The organism is Microcoleus sp. F4-D5, assembly GCF_036704885.1.
Taxonomy (GTDB): Bacteria; Cyanobacteriota; Cyanobacteriia; order Cyanobacteriales; family Microcoleaceae; genus Microcoleus.
In genome coordinates, this window is sequence record NZ_JAUBSX010000037.1 from 13,382 (window position 1) to 33,265 (window position 19,884).

At 46.5% G+C, this 19,884-nt stretch carries 15 protein-coding genes and 1 pseudogene; 9 read left to right on the plus strand and 7 right to left on the minus strand.

All coding sequences use genetic code 11. The annotated features are described in order from the left end of the window. Positions 1-5: 5 nt before the first annotated feature. The 3 genes from QUA80_RS18165 to QUA80_RS18175 all read left to right on the plus strand — a co-directional run bounded on the left by QUA80_RS18165 (position 6) and on the right by QUA80_RS18175 (position 7,788). A complete protein-coding gene (locus QUA80_RS18165) occupies positions 6-5,435 on the plus strand; it encodes a glycosyltransferase (RefSeq protein ID WP_333426512.1) in 5,430 nt (1,809 codons plus the stop codon). A 96-nt stretch (positions 5,436-5,531) separates the two neighbouring features. Further along, a complete protein-coding gene (locus QUA80_RS18170; protein WP_333426513.1) occupies positions 5,532-6,260 on the plus strand; it encodes a class I SAM-dependent methyltransferase in 729 nt (242 codons plus the stop codon). Between the two features lie 247 nt (positions 6,261-6,507). Then, positions 6,508-7,788: a glycosyltransferase family 4 protein gene (locus QUA80_RS18175; protein ID WP_333426514.1), complete on the plus strand. Its 1,281-nt coding sequence runs from the start codon at positions 6,508-6,510 to the stop codon at positions 7,786-7,788. Between the two features lie 327 nt (positions 7,789-8,115). On the opposite strand, the gene QUA80_RS18180 is transcribed toward QUA80_RS18175, so the two are convergent. The 3 genes from QUA80_RS18180 to rppA form a co-directional block, all read right to left on the minus strand. Next, positions 8,116-8,667: a DUF3124 domain-containing protein gene (locus QUA80_RS18180; protein ID WP_333426515.1), complete on the minus strand. Its 552-nt coding sequence runs from the start codon at positions 8,665-8,667 to the stop codon at positions 8,116-8,118. Positions 8,668-8,741: 74 nt separating this feature from the next. Then, a complete protein-coding gene (locus QUA80_RS18185; protein WP_333426516.1) occupies positions 8,742-10,022 on the minus strand; it encodes a HAMP domain-containing sensor histidine kinase in 1,281 nt (426 codons plus the stop codon). A gap of 18 nt (positions 10,023-10,040) precedes the next feature. Continuing rightward, complete coding sequence (gene rppA / locus QUA80_RS18190) at positions 10,041-10,718, minus strand: two-component system response regulator RppA (protein WP_333426517.1); 678 nt, start codon at positions 10,716-10,718, stop codon at positions 10,041-10,043. 71 nt (positions 10,719-10,789) lie between these two features. Here rppA and QUA80_RS18195 point away from each other — a divergent pair. Both QUA80_RS18195 and QUA80_RS18200 read left to right on the plus strand, forming a co-directional pair. Continuing rightward, positions 10,790-11,113: pseudogene (locus tag QUA80_RS18195) on the plus strand (YnfA family protein). 123 nt (positions 11,114-11,236) lie between these two features. Then, a complete protein-coding gene (locus QUA80_RS18200; protein WP_333426518.1) occupies positions 11,237-11,623 on the plus strand; it encodes a hypothetical protein in 387 nt (128 codons plus the stop codon). Positions 11,624-11,755: 132 nt separating this feature from the next. Here the strand turns inward: QUA80_RS18200 and QUA80_RS18205 are convergent, their stop codons facing one another. Continuing rightward, the gene (locus tag QUA80_RS18205) at positions 11,756-12,160 is read right to left on the minus strand and encodes a BON domain-containing protein (RefSeq protein WP_333426519.1); all 405 of its coding nucleotides are present in this window, start codon (positions 12,158-12,160) and stop codon (positions 11,756-11,758) included. A gap of 344 nt (positions 12,161-12,504) precedes the next feature. On the opposite strand from QUA80_RS18205, the gene QUA80_RS18210 reads away from it, so the two are divergent. The 4 genes from QUA80_RS18210 (at position 12,505) to QUA80_RS18225 (ending at position 18,029) form a co-directional block, all read left to right on the plus strand. Further along, entirely contained in the window at positions 12,505-15,219 is a 2,715-nt protein-coding gene (locus QUA80_RS18210; RefSeq protein WP_333426520.1) for a cation-transporting P-type ATPase, read from the plus strand. A gap of 201 nt (positions 15,220-15,420) precedes the next feature. After that, entirely contained in the window at positions 15,421-15,948 is a 528-nt protein-coding gene (locus QUA80_RS18215) for a hypothetical protein (RefSeq protein ID WP_333426521.1), read from the plus strand. Between the two features lie 20 nt (positions 15,949-15,968). Further along, a complete protein-coding gene (locus QUA80_RS18220) occupies positions 15,969-16,154 on the plus strand; it encodes a hypothetical protein (RefSeq protein ID WP_333426522.1) in 186 nt (61 codons plus the stop codon). A 243-nt stretch (positions 16,155-16,397) separates the two neighbouring features. Next, on the plus strand, positions 16,398-18,029 hold the full coding sequence (locus tag QUA80_RS18225) for a sodium:proton antiporter (protein WP_333426523.1): 1,632 nt from the start codon (positions 16,398-16,400) through the stop codon (positions 18,027-18,029). On the opposite strand, the gene QUA80_RS18230 is transcribed toward QUA80_RS18225, so the two are convergent. From QUA80_RS18230 to QUA80_RS18240, 3 genes are all read right to left on the minus strand, one after another. Continuing rightward, a complete protein-coding gene (locus QUA80_RS18230) occupies positions 17,986-18,702 on the minus strand; it encodes a TrkA family potassium uptake protein (RefSeq protein WP_333426524.1) in 717 nt (238 codons plus the stop codon). The genes QUA80_RS18225 and QUA80_RS18230 overlap by 44 nt on opposite strands. Positions 18,703-18,911: 209 nt before the next feature. After that, positions 18,912-19,193, minus strand: coding sequence for an Asp-tRNA(Asn)/Glu-tRNA(Gln) amidotransferase subunit GatC (gene gatC / locus QUA80_RS18235; RefSeq protein ID WP_333426525.1), 282 nt, complete (start codon positions 19,191-19,193; stop codon positions 18,912-18,914). A gap of 129 nt (positions 19,194-19,322) precedes the next feature. After that, positions 19,323-19,844 (minus strand): photosystem I assembly protein Ycf3, encoded by a 522-nt coding sequence (locus tag QUA80_RS18240; protein ID WP_333426526.1) that lies wholly within the window; start codon positions 19,842-19,844, stop codon positions 19,323-19,325. Between the last annotated feature and the right edge of the window lie 40 nt (positions 19,845-19,884).

Consider the following 19,884-nt stretch of genomic DNA (forward strand, 5'->3'; position numbering starts at 1 on the left):
AAATTGTGAGTACAAATGACAGCAAACCGTCGGTTTTTATTGTTACCGGAATGCACCGTTCCGGTACGTCTTTAACAGCTTCTTTGTTTCAAAAAGTCGGGGTTGATATTGGCAAAAAGTTAGTGGGCCCGGCAGACGGAAATGTGAAAGGTCATTTCGAGAATGTTGATTTTGTGGAGTTTCACAAAAGTGTTTTGCGATCGCACGGTATTGATGAACTCGGCTGTACGTTTGAAAAAACGATTCCGGTAGCAGCAGAATACGTGGAAATGGCCAAAAGGGCGATCGACCAAAATCAACTTCCTCACAAACATTGGGGTTGGAAAGACCCGCGAACAGCCCTTTTTTGGGATTTTTGGCTGACTTTGCTTCCCGAAGCTAATTTTATCTGTGTTTATCGATCGCCCTGGGAAGTAGTCGATTCCCTTTACCGCCGGGGAACGGATGTCAGCTTGCTGCAAAATCCCGCAAAGGCAGTAAAAATGTGGATTCACTACAATCAAAAAGTTTTAGAACTTTACGAACGTTTTCCCCATCGCTGTCTCCTAGCAAACGTTTACCCCATCGGCAATACTCCCGAACTTTTCCTCGATCGAGTCAACGAAAAATTTAATGTTAACTTAGGTGCAATACCTGCCGACAATTTTGAAGAATCTTTATTAGTCAACGATATTGTTAACAGTCACAGACCGAGTTTAATCGAAAAATATTTTCCCGAAGCATTAGAATTATATGAAGTTTTGGAAACCCAAGCTGGCAATCTCAGCAGCGAATCGAAAGGTGCGATCGATCGAGTTATTAATTTCCCCGCATCTCCAGTCTGGCCATTTGAAGATTGGCTAAAAATCCGCTTGCTGGAAAAACAGCAAAAAACTAGCTCTTCCGAACTCAAACAGTGGCAAGAACAATTTCACCAGGCCCAGGCGAAAGTGTTGGGGTTAGAGACAGAATTAGGAGCAACTCAAGTACAGCTTGCAGGCAAAGAATCAAATTTTCAAGAAGCTTTAGCAAAACTCCTCGGATTAGAAACAGAATTAGGACAAACTCAGGTACAGCTTGCAGGCAAAGAATCGCAATTTCAAGAAGCTTTAACAAAAGTCTTAAAATTAGAAGCAGAATTAGGGCAAACTCAGGTACAGCTTGCAGGCAAAGAATCGCAATTTCAAGAAGCGTTAGCGAAACTCCTCGGATTAGAAACAGAATTAGGACAAACTCAGGTACAGCTTGCCGGGAAAGAATCGCAATTTCAAACAGCTTTAGCGAAAGTATTAGAATTAGAAGCAGAATTAGGGCAAACTCAGGTACAATTTGAAGAGAATGAATTTATATTGCAGCAAAAGTTAGCTGAGTTACTTCAGTTAGAAACAGCACAAAGTCAAACTCAGGAAAGATTAAAGGATACTCAGGAAAAATTAGAACAATCCCGACAGGAAACTGAAAATTTTCGGGCAGAAATTGCTACAATCAAGTCTTCTAGATGGTGGCAAGTGAGAGAAAAATGGTGGGAAGTTCAGCGCAAAATACGCGAATTGTTCCCTAAATTTATTTTTTCGTTAGATCGACCCACTACTTGGCAAGTTTGTGATTCCAACCTGCTAATTGTCGGCTGGGTTTTTCACAAAAAAAGAGAGACTACAGCAGTCCGCGCCAGAATAAAAGACCAGAGTTTCGCAGGCGTTTACGGCATAGATAGAAGTGATATAGCGCTAGCACACTCTAATATTCCGGCTGCGAAGAAATCAGGTTTTACAATTCAATTGGAAGCGCCTGCAGGACGGCACGAAGTGCTACTGGAAGCGCAAGACGATCGAGGTAAATGGCATTTGTTGGCAGCTTATCCGCTGTTAGTTTCAACTATTCAAGCATCCTTAGATGTACCGGTGGTGTGGGAACAGCGTCAGGGTCAAATTTTGTTTGCTGGTTGGTGCTGCCACCACGATCGCAAAATTGCTAAATTAAGCTTGTTGTGCGGCGATACTTCTGTAGAATGCGCCTACGGTTTGCGGCGAAAAGATGTCGGCGAAGTGTTTCCCGACTGGGTTAACAGTTCGGAAAGCGGTTTTGAGGCCCTTGTCGATTTGCCTCCTGGCGAATGGCACGTTTCTCTGCAAGCTGAGTTAGAAACCGGGGAAATTTTGTATTTTCAAGCGCCGAAAAAATTGACTGTGCGGCGGTACCATATCTGGCAGCGAAGTGCAGATAAGTTTGACGAGTTATCGAGGTTTACAGCCGCAATTCAGCAGCGGGCGAAGGAGAGAAAACAGCGTCTCGGCAGAATTGTGCCCCTGCCCTGGGAAATTGTGAAAGTGATCCGCCAGTTGGGGAAGATTTACCGCCAGCAAAAACAGTTTAGTGCGCCGGGAGATTTACTGCCGCCTGCGGGTTTTGTGGTGCCTCAACCCATTGATAGATATGACGCATGGCTGGAGGTGAATCAGTGGAACGATCGCGCGCGCGATTACTTAATTTCTCGGTTAAAATCCTGTCGGGAACCCCTGCCAAAAATTTCGGTAGTAATGCCAGTTTACAACCCGCAGATAGATTTTTTAGAAAGTGCGATCGCTAGCGCGATCGATCAAGTTTATCCAAACTGGGAACTCTGCATTGCCGACGATTGCAGCACCGATTTCACTGTGGCTGAGACTTTGAAAAACTGGGCCCAAAAGGACGATCGCATCCGCATCACATTTCGTACAGAAAACGGCAACATCAGCGCAGCAACCAACAGCGCCGCCGCCCTCGCAACAGGCGACATCATCCTGTTTTTAGACAACGACGACGAACTAACTCCCGACGCATTAGGCGAAGTCGCCCTATATTTTGCAGCGCATCCAGCCACCGATTTTCTCTATTCCGACGACGACAAAATCGACACTAAAGGTCGCCGATTCGCCCCGCAATTCAAACCCGAATGGTCGCCGGAACTGCTGCTTTCCTATATGTATCTCGGTCATTTGTGCGCTGTCAGAAGACACATTTTTGAAGAAATAGGCGGTTTGCGGATAGGTTTTGAAGGCTCGCAAGATTACGATTTTGCCTTGAGAGCAACCGAAATTTCTCGCCGCGTCGCGCACCTGCCGCTAGTGCTGTATCACTGGCGAACCGCACCCGGTTCTACAGCCATATCTGGGGCAGCAAAACCCGCCAGTTTTGCCGCAGGTCAAAAAGCCATTCAAGACGCACTAAACCGCCGAAAAATTAACGGCAATGTCGCTCAGCACGCATGGGCAATTAAAGAAAATCTGGGCATATTTGCCCATGATTTCCCGGATAACGGCCCATCAGTAACGCTAATTATTCCTACTAAAAATCAGCTCAAATTGCTGAAAGCCTGTCTGGATTCTCTAGAAACTACAGCATACAAAAATTATCAAGTTGCAGTCATCGATAACGAAAGCGACGATCCGAAAACTCTGGAATATTTAAAGGAATTAACTTGCCAAGTTTTGCGCATAAAAAATCCTGACGGCAAGTTTAGTTTTGCAGCAATTAACAACCGCGCTGCGGAACAAGTTGATAGCGAATATGTATTGTTTTTGAACAACGATACTGAAGTAATTAACCCGCGCTGGTTGAGTCAAATGGTGGGATATGCTCAAATTCCCGCAGTGGGTGCAGTCGGCGCGCGGCTTTTATATCCTGACGGCAGAATTCAGCACGCGGGCGTAATTCACGGGCTGCATCACGGCTTGGCGGGTCACGCTTTTAAGCTGATGAACAGCGACAATCGAGGCTATCTTTCTCAAGCGATGGTGACGCGAAATTACTCTGCGGTAACAGCGGCTTGCATGATTACTCCGCGTCAATTGTTCTTAGAATTGGGCGGTTTTGATGAGGAGAATTTTGCTGTTGCTTACAATGATGCAGATTACGGATACCGACTGTTAGAACGGGGTTATCGGTGCGTATATTGTCCCGATGCGGAGTTGTTGCACAAAGAGGGAACTTCTAGGGGTTTTACCGACAATCCTCAAGAAGTGGCGGCTTTTAGGCGCAAGTACGCGGGGAAAAATGACAGTTTTTACAGTCCGCACTTGTCTTTAGAAGATGAGTATTTTCATATTCAACCTCGACGGGTTTTTATGAAGGAAGAAGAGAGAAGGAAGAAGGAAGAAGGAAGAGGGAAGAAGGAAGAAGGAAGAGGGAAGAAGGAAGAAGGAAGAGGGAAGAAGGAAGAAGGTTATACATTGGAAGTTTCCGATTCTGGTTTGTTGGTAGCAGAAGCAGAGAATTTGATTCATCGTGTTAAGGTTTTGATGTGCAGCAATTCGCTGGATTTTACAGGGGCGCCACTGCATCAGTACGAAATAGCCGTGAAATTGGCGGCTGAGGGTGCGATCGAGCCGATCGTACTTTGCGTAACAGACGGGCCGCTGCGTCAAGCTTACGAACAGCAGGGAATTGAAGTAATTGTGCGCGAAAATCCTCTCGAACACATCTATCAGCGCGATGCTTACGATGAAGCCATCCGCAGTTTTAGCACAGAAATTGCCAGTTTAAAAGTAGATGCAATTTATGCCAATACTTTAGAAAACTTTTTTGTAGTTGATGCGGCGCACCAAATGGGAATTCCTGTGGTGTGGAACGTGCACGAAAGCGAACCTTGGCAAACTTATTTTAACAGGTTTGGTTCGGAGATTGCGGCGAGAGCTTTAGAGTGTTTTCGCTTTCCTTACAAAGTTATTTTTGTGGCGGATGCCACGCGGGACAGGTATTTGCCTCTCAACAGCCACCACAATTTTACCGTGATTCACAACGGCTTAGATTTGAGCAAACTGGAAAATTCGGACAATTGTGAATTGGCTAGAAAAAGTTTAGGTGTTGCAGCGGAAGATGTGGTTATTTTGCTGCTGGGAACGGTATGCGAACGCAAAGGACAGCAGGATTTAGTTAAAGCACTTTCACTTTTGCCTGACAAATGGCACAATAAAATTAAGTGTTTTATTGTGGGCGATCGCCCGAGTATTTACAGCAATAAATTAGCCGAGTTGGTGGGAGAATTGCCGCAAGAGTTGCGGCAAAGGGTGACAGTAGTCCCGGAAACTGGGGAGACTGGAAAATATTACAAAGCGGCCGATCTTTTTGTTTGCACTTCTCGCGTCGAAAGTTTTCCGAGAGTAATTTTGGAAGCGATGGCTTGCGATTTGCCAATTATTACAACGCCGGTTTTTGGGATAAAAGAACAAGTGCGGCCTGGAATTAACGGTTTGTTTTATACGCCCGATCGCCCGGATGAATTAGTTGCAGCTTTGATTAGTTTATTGGAGGATAAATCATTGCGGCAGCAGTTAGCTGAAAACGCTAAATATGTCTTGGATTCACTGAATACTTTTGAGGAGATGACTCAAGCTTATGCAGAGATTTTCTGCGAAGCATATTTCAGCAGTCATCAGTCATCTGACAGTACCAGCGCGCCGCGCAGTCAAGCGCGGTAAACTACCTCGTAGATTTTTGGCAGGATTTGATATAATTTGCCAAGACTTGCGGAACATATTTAAAATTGAGCCATCAATACTATAAAACAATCAAAAATGAACGATGAAAAAATGACCGATCGCCCAAGAGTAGATTATGAAAGGGCATGGGACAGTTACGCCCAACAGTGGCAAAAAACTAATGCCGAACTTGCCCATATTGGCGACGAATGGATAGGTAAAGCTGCCGGCGCCGCCAACTCCTTAGCCGAATACGAAGCGCTAATAGAACAGCAATTTATTGCACCGTACATCAAAAAAGAACATACGGTTTTAGAAATTGGTATCGGCGGCGGAAAAACAGGTTCGCTGCTGCTGAAATATTGCGATCGGCTAATTTGTGCCGACATTTCCAGTCAAATGCTGCAAGCGACACGATCGCGCTTGGGAGACGATCGCGTTTCTTACGTCAAACTCGACGGTTTAACATTAGACGGCATCCCTCCAAGTTCAGCCGATGTCTGCTTTTGTTACGATACAATGGTACACGTAGAGCCTGTAGATATATTTAACTACCTGACTCGAATTCCCAAACTGCTGCGGGGCGATCGAATTTGCGTGTTTCACCACACAAATATTTTTAGCGAATTAGGGTGGCAAAAATTCGCCAGCGAGTGGGACAAAAACTTGCTAGGGCACAGAGACGGCACAGCATTTTCAGTTATGACTGATACAATTATGGAAAAATTTCTCAACCATTTAAACTATCAAATCATCCTGAAAAATACATCTTCCGTACCGCGAGATTGCGTCTGGATCTGCAAAGCACCAACACCCAATGAATAAAACCAAAGCTTTTTAGCCGAATCAAAATATTTTATTTCAACTAACAACAGTCAACAGTCAATCGATTTTAGATTTTAGATTTTAGATTGTTATCAGTCAACAGTCAACAGTCAACAGTCAACAGTCAATCGATTTTAGATTGTTATCAGTCAACAGTCAATCGATTTTAGATTTTAGATTTTAGATTGTTATCAGTCAACAGTCAACAGACAACAGTCAACAGTCAACAGTCAACAGACAACAGACAATGAAAGCATTATTTCTCCATCCCAACTTCCCCGCCCAATACCGCCACATTATCACGGCTTTAGGCGCAGAACCCAAAAATCAAATTGTTTTCGGCACTAAAAACGAGCGCCCAGAGTGGAACATTCCCGGCGTTCGCAAAGCAGCATTTACACCCAGCCGCGAACCCCACCCGCAGACTCACCAATACGTCCGCCCCTTAGAAAGTGCCGTCATCTACGGACAAGCCGTATTTAGAATGGCAGAACAACTCAAAGCAGACGGTTTCGTACCCGATATTATCTGCGGACATTCCGGTTGGGGGCCGACATTGTTTGTCAAAGAAGCATTTCCAAATACGCCACTTTTGTGTTATTTCGAGTGGTTTTATCATGCTATTGGTTCCGACGCAGATTTCGACCCAGCGGAACCTTTAACAGTTGACGATATGGCCAGAATTAGAATCAAAAATGCGCCGATTTTGATCGATTTATACTCTTGCGATTGGGGTTTGTCGCCGACTTATTGGCAGCGATCGCAATTCCCGCCAGAATTACAAAAGAAATTGTCCGTCCTCCACGACGGCGTAGATACCGATTACTTCAAACCAAACCCCGGTGCTAAACTGGTCTTGCCTAACTTAGACTTGTCTGGCGTTGATGAAATTGTCACCTACGTATCGCGGGGAATGGAACCTTACCGGGGTTTTCCCGAATTCATTGAGTCGATCGCCTACGTACAAGAACGCCGCCCCAACTGTCACGTCGTAATCGTTGGTTCAGAAAGAGTTTGTTACGGTCGTTCTTTACCCAACGGCGAGTCTTACAAAGACTATATGCTCAAAAAAGTGCCGCTAGATTTGTCGCGAGTTCACTTTGTCGGCCCCCTACCTTACGGACTGTATTTAAAAGTAATTCAAGCATCCGACGTACACGTTTATTTAACCCGACCTTTTGTGCTATCTTGGTCAATGATTGAATCTCTATCAACGGGATGTTTAGTAATAGGTTCCGACACCGGGCCGGTGAGAGAAGTTATCCGCGACGGAGAAAACGGTTTGCTAGTCGATTACTTCTCGCCCAAACAAGTAGCCGATCGCATTGATGAAGTTTTAGACCATCCTACCCGCATGGCAGAAATTCGCGTCAAAGCCCGTCAAACAGCATTAGAACAATATAGTTTAGCTAAAATGCTGCCGCAACATTTACAACTGATCGAGCAAGTAGCAAATCGTTCGATGCCGCCCACAGTTGGTATGCAACCAGAACGGGAATTAGCAGCATCTTTTGCAGTGAGAATGTAGCAATAAAGTTGGTCGGGACGAAAGCCCTCGTCACAAGCGTTCCTGTGCGACTACACCGGACAGGAACACCAACTAGACGATAAACATCAGAACATCTGGACGTTTTAGTTGCCCAATTAAATATTTTGACAGCAATCCGTCATATCATGTCTGGTCGATTACCAGACATCAGGTAGGGGCGGGTAAACCTGCCAATATCTGCCAACAATCTCCAATCTCAAAAACCCGCCCGACCGGGATATTATGGTCAATCGATCGTCCATGATATCAATCCCTTCTAGGATACTCGGAAACTACCTTCGATAGCAATAATCTAATCCTCTAAAATCACTTCTGCATCTTGTGTTGCTTGAGAACTTTAGCTGGGCTGACAAATGAAATGCCCTGAGAAGAAGAGGTACTAATCATGACAGCTTCAATGACAGGCTCATAAACCGTTTTTTCTGCAACCCACTCCACAATAAAGTTTGCACCTGAGCCTCCACTTGTATCATCTGCAGCAATGAAAAAATCTGTGGAAGCAAGCGGCTTGAGTTCTACAGGACTCTTAATATCCTGCCTAATCAATTTCCCATCGGTATCGTAGTAACGCACAGAAGTGATAATAATAGAATTTGTCAGATCCGTATTGCGGATACTGAGCGTGGCTGACAAATTCATCACATTATTTTGGCTGTTGTAGTGATAAATATGCGAGTAAATAGGGACATATACGGTTTGTCCCATCACAACTTTTGTTTTATCTAACGTGACTGTTCTCAGTGAGGTTTCACGTTTTATATCAGGTTGTTGCCTTTGTGAGGTAGTTTGGTCCCAACAAGAGGTAATGACGATCGCCCCGATCGCCCAACCAACCCAGAAATGCTGTTTCAGCTTCATCGGCATCCATCCAAATACACCACATACATTGCAGTTACGCCTGCAGCAGAGTGCACTTTCTCGTTTGAGGCGGCTTAGCGATAAGGTTTGAGCGGCAGTTCAATCTGAAACGTTGAGCCTTTGCCCACTTCACTCGTAACATGAATTTTTCCACCGTGGGCCTCGACAATCTGTTGGACGATCGCTAACCCCAGTCCAAATCCACCACTATCGAGCGATCGCTCAGTGTCCACCCGATAGAAGCGATCGAAAATATAGGGCAAGTCCGCTTCTGGAATGCCGATGCCCGTGTCGAGTACCTGAATGATTGCCCAGCCTGGATGGGAAATTAAGCGTAATTGTACCATTCCTCCAGCAGGCGTGTATTTACAGGCATTGTTGAGCAAGTTTTCGACTACCTGCCTTAGCAAATCAGGGTCAGCCCACAATTCGCTCCGCTGCTGAGAAGGTTTGTAGGTTAGTTTGAGGTTTTGAGATTGTGCAAGCGGAGCGAACTCGGTTGCTAAATTGCCCAGCAGATCGTTGAGATTGAGTAACTTGAGCGATTCAGGCACAAGCCGTCCTTGATGACGGGCCAACAGCAGCAAATTATTCACCAGCAGTCCCATTGATTTGGCACTGTCTACAATGTTTTCCAAGGGGGGGTGGTAGCGCGAGTCATCAGTCGCAATCATTAACCCAAGCTGGGCATTGGTGAGGATGGCAGAGAGGGGCGATCGCAACTCGTGAGAAGCATCGGCTGTAAAGCGCTGAAGCTGTTGATAGGCTTGCCGAATCGGTTGCATGGCCCGCCCGCTGAGAAACCAACCTGTGAGGGCAATTAAGGCCAGTGCGATCGGGACGGCGAGAGTTAGGACAATCTGAAGCTGAGTCAGCCTGTTTTGAGTTTCTGTCAGGGGAGTTGCCACCTGAAGATAGCCAAGCACCCCGGTTCTGCCTTCGACTGGCAATGTCACCTGACGCAGCCAGATTCCTTGTCCCAAAAGTGGGTCAGTCGATCGAACTGTGAGATAACCAAAAGGCGTATTTAACTGCTCTGATGGAGGAGTCCCAAAAAAACGAACTAGCCGCCTTTGTGCGTTATACCAGCGCACATAAATCAGATCTTCTGCAAGGGGATGAGACCCAGTGCCTAACAAGGGGACATGACTCAGATCGACCTGGTTCTGGTTTTGGCGAACTTCATAATACACGCTGGCAGCCATGACTCTAGTTTTGTCATAAAGCAGTAGGTCAAGGGCTTCTAGTTTATCTTTTATCTCAATCTGATAAATTGCCCCCGCAAACAGCACGAGAATGCTTCCCATTGAAAGGGTGAACCAACGAGCCAAATTGCGACGACTTTGATTAAACACGGCTTGCTTTTACGATCGTTACTTTTCAGGGGAAGTGAGGCGATAACCCATACCGTAAATGCTCTCAATCCAGTCTGCCGATCCTACAGCCTGCAAGCGCTGGCGGAGTTTGCGAATTAGAACCGCGATCGCATTGCTCTCTGGTTGGGTCCCCCATTCCCACACAGCTTGTTCAATCTGATTCCGAGTCAAAACTTGCCGGGGATGGCGCATAAAATACTCGAACAACTGAAACTCTCGACTGGAGAGGGAAACGGTTGCACCTTTTCGCTCCACAGTCAGAGTATCGAGGTGGAGGTGCAGATCCTCAAGGCTGAGCGTATCTCCTTGCCAAAGGGGCGATCGCCGTCTTAAGGCCCGCACTCGTGCCATGAATTCAACCAAGTCGATCGGTTTCACCAGGTAATCATCTGCACCTGCGTCTAACCCGGTCACTTTTTCAGGCGTGGTGTCTCTTGCCGTGATCATCAAAATCGGCGCTGTTTTCCCTGCCGATCGATATTGACGGCAGAGATTTACCCCACTGATATGTGGCAACATCCAGTCCAAAATCAACAAATCATATTCTTTTTCTGATAACAGCCACTGTGCCGTCTCTCCATCTTTTACCCCATCCACACTATGTCCTGCTTGAGACAGCACTGTTTGAAGCGGCATCAGTTGCTTTGGGTCGTCCTCCACAAGTAGGATTCTCATATATTTCTTTTATTTAGCTTATAACATTTATATGCTGATGGAATTTACCTATTTTAAGCATTAATCTAAAAATGCCAACACTTGCTTTTTTTCTACTTGCAGCTTTAGGAGAAATCTCCGGGTGTTACGCTTTCTGGGCATGGGTGAGACTTGAAAAGAGTATTTTGTGGATTGTTCCAGGCATTTTAGCTTTAATCAGTTTTGCGCTTTCTCTAACTCAAGTCAATGCTTCAAATGCTGGAAGAGTATATGCTGCCTAGGTCGGTATTTACATTCTTGGATCTCTGGTTTGGTTGTGGCTCATCGAAGGAGTTAAGCCAGATAAGTGGGACTTGCTTGGTGTTACAATTTCCCTGATGGGAACCGCTGTAATTTTGTTCGGCCCACATCGCTAATCGGTGTTAATATCGAACTGGAACAGTTGACGCATCTCCCTTGAGTAGGATTTCAGCAGAGCGATCGCTCCACTAAATTGCAAATAGATCGCGGGCCAAGCGTTTAAAACAGATAGGTGTAGTATGTGGCAGGTTACTAAACGTTGGCTAAAAGCATCAGGCGCAGAATTTTGGTTGCCGCTACCGTTTGTGGCGATCGCCTTTTGGGTTGGTTCCAGTTTCCTAATGGCTCAAGAATTACAACAACCCAAGATCGTTAAAAATAAACTTCAGGCAGATACCCAGCTTAAAGCAACGGTGTCTGTCAATATATTGCTGATCAACGCGGTGATTAACCGAAAACAAGGAACAACCCAAGTTGCGGTAGAAACAGCAGAACCGATTTTGAAGCGATTGGAATTAGAATTGCCAATGACTGACGCAACCCAGATAGAGGCAGCGATCGCGCAAGAACTACAGTTATCGCGTCAAAATGTTCGCCAGTTAGTTCGTTACGAGATCGTTGACTAAGTTTATTGTTTCAATATTGCGATCGCATCCAGTCAAATAATGTCGGCAAATCCATAAGTTTCCTCGCCGCGATCGAGCAATTCCTCAAGCGGCAAGAAGCGCCAAATACTCTTGCCGCTTGAGGATTAAGAACTACTGAACGACGATTTCGTTATTTATGGAAACATTCGCTGCAGTTTGCCGAGCAATTTGTTCTGCCAATGATTTTTGTTCTGCCGTTTGAACGCGCCCTGTTAACACAATCGAATTATCCCGATCGTCTGCGTCTAAATCGAATTGCTTCAGGGTGGCATCGGAGTCTAAGGCCTCTTCTACGCGATCGGCAATATCGTCAATGTCTTGATTCTGAGCCGTCTGTGCGGGCGTGGTTGCAGGCGCAGGAGCGGTTGGAGCAGTCGTATTTCCAGTGGCAGTTGTGGGAGCAGAAGTAGATGGAACAGTTGTCTGTGAAGTATTGGGGGGGGTGCAAGCACCTAAACCCAAAATTGCAACTGTGCTGACACTGATTCCTTCCACAAATAGCTTTAATAATTGCATATTCTTTGTTTGTTTTGTTTGTTGTGAAACGCAATTTTGCCGATCTACCTCAGCATGAAGTCTTTTAGTCTTTCAACTTAACAAGTGAATGTACGATAGTTCATCCATCAAAAGGAATGCTTTTTACAACTCTATTAATAAAAGGCAACAATAAATCACATCTAGTGAACTAAGGTTGTCAAATCTATAAGTTATCTCAATCGGTTCTCTGCCTAAGTGTAGGAAGCAAATGTGATCCAAATGTGATCGACAGAAATCTATCGATCATTTTTCCCTCACTTTCATCAATGAAGCTAGAAACAAGACGAAATAACAGAGAAGCACTTGGCTTGACAAGAAACGTTATGACTGCAACCAATGTAGAAAAATTACTAGAACACTCTTGGCATCACCTCTCTGTCGAGAAAGTGGCTCGGATTTTAGAGACCGACCTGGAAATAGGCCTATCTTCCGACGTGTCAGCCCAACGGCGCGAGATCCTCGGTCCCAATCAACTAAAGGCTCAGAAGCCGCAAAGTGCCTGGTTGCGATTTTTGCAGCAACTGAATCAGCCGCTAATCTACATTTTGTTAGCTGCTGGGATAGTTACAGCATTTCTGAAAGAGTGGATTGATTCAGGGGTAATTTTGGGGGTGGCTCTGACGAATGCCACCATTGGTTTTGTTCAAGAATCAAAGGCAGAAAATGCGATCTCCGCTTTAGCAAAATCTGTTGCAACCGAGGCAACCATTCTCCGCCACGGTCAAAAGCAAGTGGTTTCATCCAGCGAACTGGTTCCTGGCGATCTCGTCTTGCTGTCTTCTGGGGATAAAGTGTCTGCCGATCTGCGCCTGATCGAAGTCCGTGACTTACAAGTCGATGAGTCAGCGTTAACGGGAGAATCTGTCCCCGTTGAGAAGGAATCCCGGGCGCTAGAGGCAGACGCTGCACTGGCCGATCGCACGAACATGGCGTATACCGGAAGCCTGGTAACGTTTGGACAGGGACGCGGACTGGTCGTCAGCATTGGCGAGATGACTGAGACCGGACACATCTCCCAACTCATGCAGCAAAGCACCGCACTGGAAACTCCACTGAGTCGCAAAATTGACAAATTTAGCAAAACCTTGCTCTATGTCATTTTAGGTTTGGCTGCCTTCACCTTTGCTGCAGGCATTGCCCAGAGATTTTCTTGGGTTGAGGTGTTCAAGGCATCTGTGGCGCTTGCCGTCAGCGCAATTCCTGAAGGCTTGCCCGCGATTTTAACGGTGACGCTGGCGATCGGGGTTTCCCGAATGGCAAACCAACACGCCATTATTCGCAAACTTCCGGCAATTGAGACGCTGGGCAGCACCACCGTGATTTGTTCCGACAAAACCGGAACCTTGACAGAGAATCAAATGACTGTTCAAGAGATCGATGCCGGTGGCAAGCGATATCGGGTTAGCGGTGGAGGATATGCACCAGACGGGGAAATTTCTGTAAACGGACATTCCGTTGACTTAACGAACGCGCCTGCCTTATATGAATGCCTGCAAGCAGGACTGTTGTGCAACGATTCGCATCTAGAAGTGCAAGATGGAAACTGGACTGTAGTCGGTAGTCCCACGGAAGGGGCGCTGGTTGCGGTAGCCCAAAAAGCGGGGTTAATTACTGAGAAATTGGAGGAATCGCTTTCCCGGATCGATACACTGCCGTTTGAATCTCAGTTTCAATACATGGCAACCTTACATGACGATCGTCCACAACGGTTGATTTATGTCAAGGGTTCAATTGAGGCAATTCTCAAGCGGTGTCGGCAGATGCTCGATGAAGAGGGAGAGGCGATATCTCTCAACAGGGCGCCGATCGAGCAAGCCGTGGAGAGGATGGCAAAAAAAGGGCTGCGAGTTCTGGCACTTGCCAAGAAAGTTGTACCCGCTGCTCAATCTTCTATTGACCATTCTGATATTGAGCAAGGGTTAACTTTTCTGGGGCTGCAAGGCATGATCGACCCGCCTCGCCCCGAAGCAATTCAAGCGATTCAAGCCTGTCGGTCTGCGGGAATTCAGGTCAAGATGATTACGGGCGACCATGCCAAAACAGCAGCAGCGATCGCGCACCAAATGGGACTGAATCAAACCCAAGAAGCTCCCGTTTTTACCGGTCAAGAACTCGCTCAAATGAATCAGCAGCAATTCGCCAATGCTGTGGAACAAAGCAGCGTGTTTGCTCGTGTAGCGCCTGAACAAAAGCTCCGCATTGTCGAAGCACTTCAGTCTAAGGGCGAGATTGTGGCGATGACTGGAGATGGAGTTAACGATGCTCCCGCCTTGAAGCAAGCTGACATTGGGGTAGCGATGGGCATCACGGGCACCGAAGTCACAAAAGAAGCAGCGGATATGCTGTTGACAGACGACAACTTTGCTTCGATCGAGAAAGCAGTTGAGGAAGGGCGCACGGTTTATAAGAATCTGCTGCGGGCGATCGCTTTCATTTTGCCAGTCAATGGTGGCGAGTCGATGACCATCTTGATTGCCGTACTTTTGGCAACCCCCCTACCCATTTTGCCAGTACAAATTCTCTGGCTGAATATGGTCAGTTCAGTTGCGTTGAGCTTACCGCTGGCATTTGAGCCGCCCTCTCCCGATGTCATGCAACATCCGCCTCGACCGGCCAATGAACCGCTTCTGTCTCGCAGGCTGACGGCTCGAATTCTGACAGTTTCGGTATTTAACTGGATTGCGATCTTTGGGATGTTTGAATGGATCGTCCAAACCACAGGCAACGAAGCTCTAGCCCGGACGATGGCAATTCAAGCGTTGGTTGCTGCCGAAGCTTTTTACCTGTTAAGCATTAGCCGCTTTGTTCCGGGGCTCGTCGCCAAACTGCGCGGTAAAGATGAATCAGTTAGCTATGCTGTGGCGATCGGCATTGGGGCTATTTTCATTCTCCAATTCCTGTTTAGCCAATGGGGCATTATGAATCAGTTATTCGATACTCAAGCTTTGAATACAATCCAAGGCTTAATTTGTATCGGATTCGGATTGCCAATGATTGCTTTGTCAGCTTTGCTAAAGCGTTTTGCACCTCTGAATTAATACTAAATCCTGGTTTGTCATCCTGTCGGTCGATCGGCGGTTGAAACCGCTCTTTGTCAAACAAAGTCGGCCTGAGCCGACTAAAGAATAACAGGATCTCCAAACCCTGATTCGGTATAAGCGGTTTTTGTGATGCGGCCATTCACAGCGGCTTTACACACTATTTACGAATTTTGTAGCGTTGAATATTGAATATTTCTCATGACTTCCCAAAATCTCAAACGTGCTAGCGGCCTATTTACCAATCATCGAAACGTAAAGCAGGCGCTAGTTGAGCTAAAAAGCAGGGGCTTCCCCATGCACAAGATTTCAGTGATTGCTCAACCTTCTGACAATAATGATTTGGACTCTCTGGGTGTGCAGAAAATTTTAATCACAAGAGCAGCAGGTGCACAAGTAGGCGCGATCTTAGGTAGCATACGACTAGGTTCAGTAGCCTTAATTGTTGGACTCAGCAGCCTGCTAATTCCCGGTATTGGTCAGGCATTAGCGGTGGAAAGCATTTTAGCAACTTTCTTTGGCAGTGGGATTGCTGCAACTGCTGGCGGTCTATATGGCGCATTTCAAGGATGGTTGGTGCCAGAAGAACAAGCAAGAATTTACAATAACAGATTTAACCAGGGAGATTATTTGATCGTCATGGAGGCAAGAGAAAATGAGATCGTGATTGCTGAACCTGTTCTTAAACGTTGGGAGATTGTGACGTGGCGTGTTTGTGATGCTACCTAAATTCAAGGTAATAAAGGACGATGATTTTCAAGGAATTTAGTCCCGCGAATCAGAACGTCCAAAACCCACTCAAAAATTTGACTGTCGGTGGCTTTGGGCGATCGCTCTCCTACTCCTTACAGATGGATCTACAACTTCCATTACTCGTCGGTTCGGCAACCGCGATCGCGTCGGCAATGCTTCAGAAGAGACTGTTAAAAAAATAAAAACCAGCACAATTAAGAGCAATTAGCATCCTGTAAGGGTTGGGAAATCATCCAGATATACCAAAAAGATTGCACTATAAAAACGCCCCGATCGCCCAACCAACCCAGAAATCTTGTTTCAGCTTCATCGGCATTCATCCAAATACACCACATAAATTGCAGTTACGCCTACAGCAGAGTGAACGGTCTCCTGTAGACTAAAACCGTAGTTAATCTGTAAATTTCTTTGAGGAAAACGAGTTTATGACAGGAGTATCGGCGATCGAGTCGATTGTAGCGCAAGCACCTCCCTTGGGCAGCAATCCTGCTACAAATAGCCCAACGGCAGGAGGCATTCCTGAATTGGTCATCATCTCGATCGTTCTGCTGCTGATGGCAACTGTTGTGGCACTCGTAACCCAACGGTTGCGAATTCCCTATGTGACGGGCTTAGTGTTAGCAGGTCTGCCCATTACGGAGGTCTTGTCGCGTCGAATTGGTTTAGACCCCTCTTTAGTATTAAATCTTTTCCTACCAATTCTGATTTTTGAAGCCTCGATCAATACCGATATCAGCCGTCTCCGCAGCACCTTTAAGCCGATCGCCCTGCTGGCGGGTCCAGGCTCTATCTTTTCCTCAGCAATTATCGCTGTTCTGGTTAAATTTGGGCTGGGGCTAGACTGGATTCCTGCGTTGCTGATCGGAGTCATTCTGGCAAACACTGATACAGTCTCGATGATCGCGGTTTTTAAAGAGATCCGCGTGCCTTCTCGACTGTCCACCATTGTTGAGGGAGAAACTCTGTTCAATGATGCGGCTGCTCTAATTTCATTTAATTTGGTTTTGGTAATTTATGCGACAGGCTCTCTCACCGCTGTACAAGGCGTGAAGGAACTGCTCGTGGTTGCCTTAGGTGGGGCAGTAGTCGGGGGTGTTTTAGGTTACTTGAGCGTGCCGATATTTGTTCGCTTAAACGATCCGTTGAGCAGCCTTTTGCTAACCGTCGCTCTCGCATTGGGAACCTTCCAAATCGGACAATTTTTAGGCGTATCGGGCGCGGTGGCGGTGGTCATCACCGGACTTGTTTTTGGCAACCTCGGGCTGCCTCGCAGTTCGTCTGCCTCGGATCGGATTACCTTGCTGAGTTTCTGGGAATACGCTGGTTTTGGCGTCAATACGTTTATTTTCCTGCTGATTGGGATTGAAATTAACCCGCTGACGCTGTGGAGAATTTTGCCATCCATTTTATTCGTCATTCTGGCCTATCAACTGGGACGGATTCTCTCGGTCTATTTGTTTTTAGCGGGGCTGCGTTGGTTCGATCGCCCCATTCCGCTGCGCTGGCAGCACATTTTGGTTTTAGGGAATATTAAAGGGTCTCTATCAATGGCCTTAGCTGTTGCGATTCCCTTGACGCTACCAGGACGGGATAACATCATTGCCCTAGTGTTCGGTGCAGTTTTATTCTCCTTGGTCGGACAGGGATTGAGTTTGCCGTGGATGGTAAAACGGCTAAAAATTAGCCGTGTTTCTGATGTTATGCAGGAAGCTGGGCAGTTACAGATTCAGTTGATCGCTTCCAAAGCGGCTCAAGATGAGCTAGATAGTTTGCTGAAATCTGGGGTGTTGCCGAAGGCAGTTTACGAAGAGTTGTGGGCATCGTATCAAGCACGAGTAGCACACTCTGAGCGAGTGCTGCGCGATCTCTACAACAAACATCGGGCCGGGCAAATAGAGGGCGATCGCAGCGGGTTAGATACGATTCGACGGCGATTGCTCCTAGCAGAGAAAGGAGCCGTTAGCGATGCCCTCCGCAAGCGAATTGTTCCAGAGGATCTGGTTCAGCCTTACATCAAAGATTTGGATGAGAAACTTCTAAGGTTGGCAGATGACTAGCGCGAATGCCGAGGTAATCAATCATCTGGTGAACTAGCTCTGGACGAGTAACAACGAGAATGGTAGAGCCTGATTCGAGAACAGTATTGCCGTTCGGAATCTCCAGATTGGCGCAGGCATGGCATTGATAACCAATAATCAGCGAACCTGTAGGAAAGCGGGGGTCTTGAGCAATTTGAGCAACGGTGCGACCTGCCACCTTGCAATCGCCTGGAACTGGCAGCTTTAGTACCTCGACTTGCCCGTGTTCAAAGTGCATCATCGACTCGATTTGGGGATATTCAATCGCATTCGCCATTGATGCAACTGCCAAATCAATAGTGCTGATGATGTGACTGGCTCCGGCAAGTCGATAGGCTTCCATGAATTCGCGATCGCGCATTCGCACCACAATATGGGAAAGGCCATAGCTCCTGGATAGGGTGATCAGCGCTAAATTGAGTGCATCATCCCTGAGTGCTGCAACGACTGCGTTTGCTTGTTTAATTCCCGCTTCCAGAAGAACCGTTGTACTCACCGCACTGCCTTCAAATGCCATCACTCCGATTTTTTCACGAGCAAAGCGACAGGCAAGCGGGTCGGCATCGATGATGGCAACCGTATGACCGACTTTTAATAGCTGCTGGGCTAAACCCAGCCCCATCATTCCTGCTCCACCAATTAATACGTACATGACTATTTGTCACCCCAAAAATGAACTTTCAAGATCGATCGCTGTGAGTGAGATTGTGTTGAGTTTCTATCCGTTTAATCGGCTTGTGGGGTGGCTTATACCGGGCTTACTTATTACCTGTTCGGCAGTTAATTTAATCTGCTTTTGGGGTAGGCATTGCTAGCCCGCCCCTGCATAGATTTTCCTCAGTTAGATGCGTAGCGGGAACTCTACATAATCTTAGGCACTTTAAAAAACTCCCCATCGCGATCGGGAGCTTCCTCCAAAATACTTTCTCGCTTAGGAAAAGGTTGCAAATCGTCCGATCGCATCACATTACTAACATCGAGCGCCCGCGTTGTCGGCTGCACCTTACTGGTATCGAGTTCGCTCAACTGCTCGAAATAATCTAAAATACCGTTGAGTTGATCGGTAAACTGCTCTTCTTCTTCCGGCGTTAATTCCAATCTCGCTAAATTCGCTACTTTCCGAACTTCTTCTCTGTCAATCATAAAAATCGGGAATGGGGAATCGGGAATGGGGAATCGGGAATCGAGAATGGGGAATTGGTTATTAGAAACAATAACAAACAACAAACACAGAACAAATAACTAATGCCCCATTCCCCATTCCGATCGTAGTTAAAAATATACATCAATCTGCGATCGGCCTGTCGTCTTCAGCCAATTTTGCACCTCAATGTAATTGTTCGGGGCCAAGCGAATAGCCTCTTTCCAATAATCCGCAGCTTTATCAAACAGCCCTTCCGCCACTTCAAAATTGCCCGCTTCCTTTTCCTTTTCGCCTTGATAGTGATAAATCACAGCAATATTATTCAGCGCTTGCGGCAGTCTCGGATTGAGTTCCAGGGCCTCGCCGTAATACTCCAAAGCTTTATCGTGTTCGCCGTTGCTAGTATGGATCAGCCCCATATTGTACAAGACATAACTGCGATCGTAAGGATCTTCCTCCAGCTTCAGCGCTTCCTGATAATTTTCTAGCGCTTCAGCATATTCGCCATCTGCTTGAGCTGACATACCATCCCGGTAATAAGCAAAAGCTTCCTTCGCCTGCTTTTTGGCCGGCATAATCTTGAGGATGATATCTGCCATTACCGTGAAACTTTTGTCAATAAAGTTATCGTTGCGTTGAGTTCTGGGCATATGCGATTCTTTGGTTAGCGGCTAATCATCAAAATTAGCC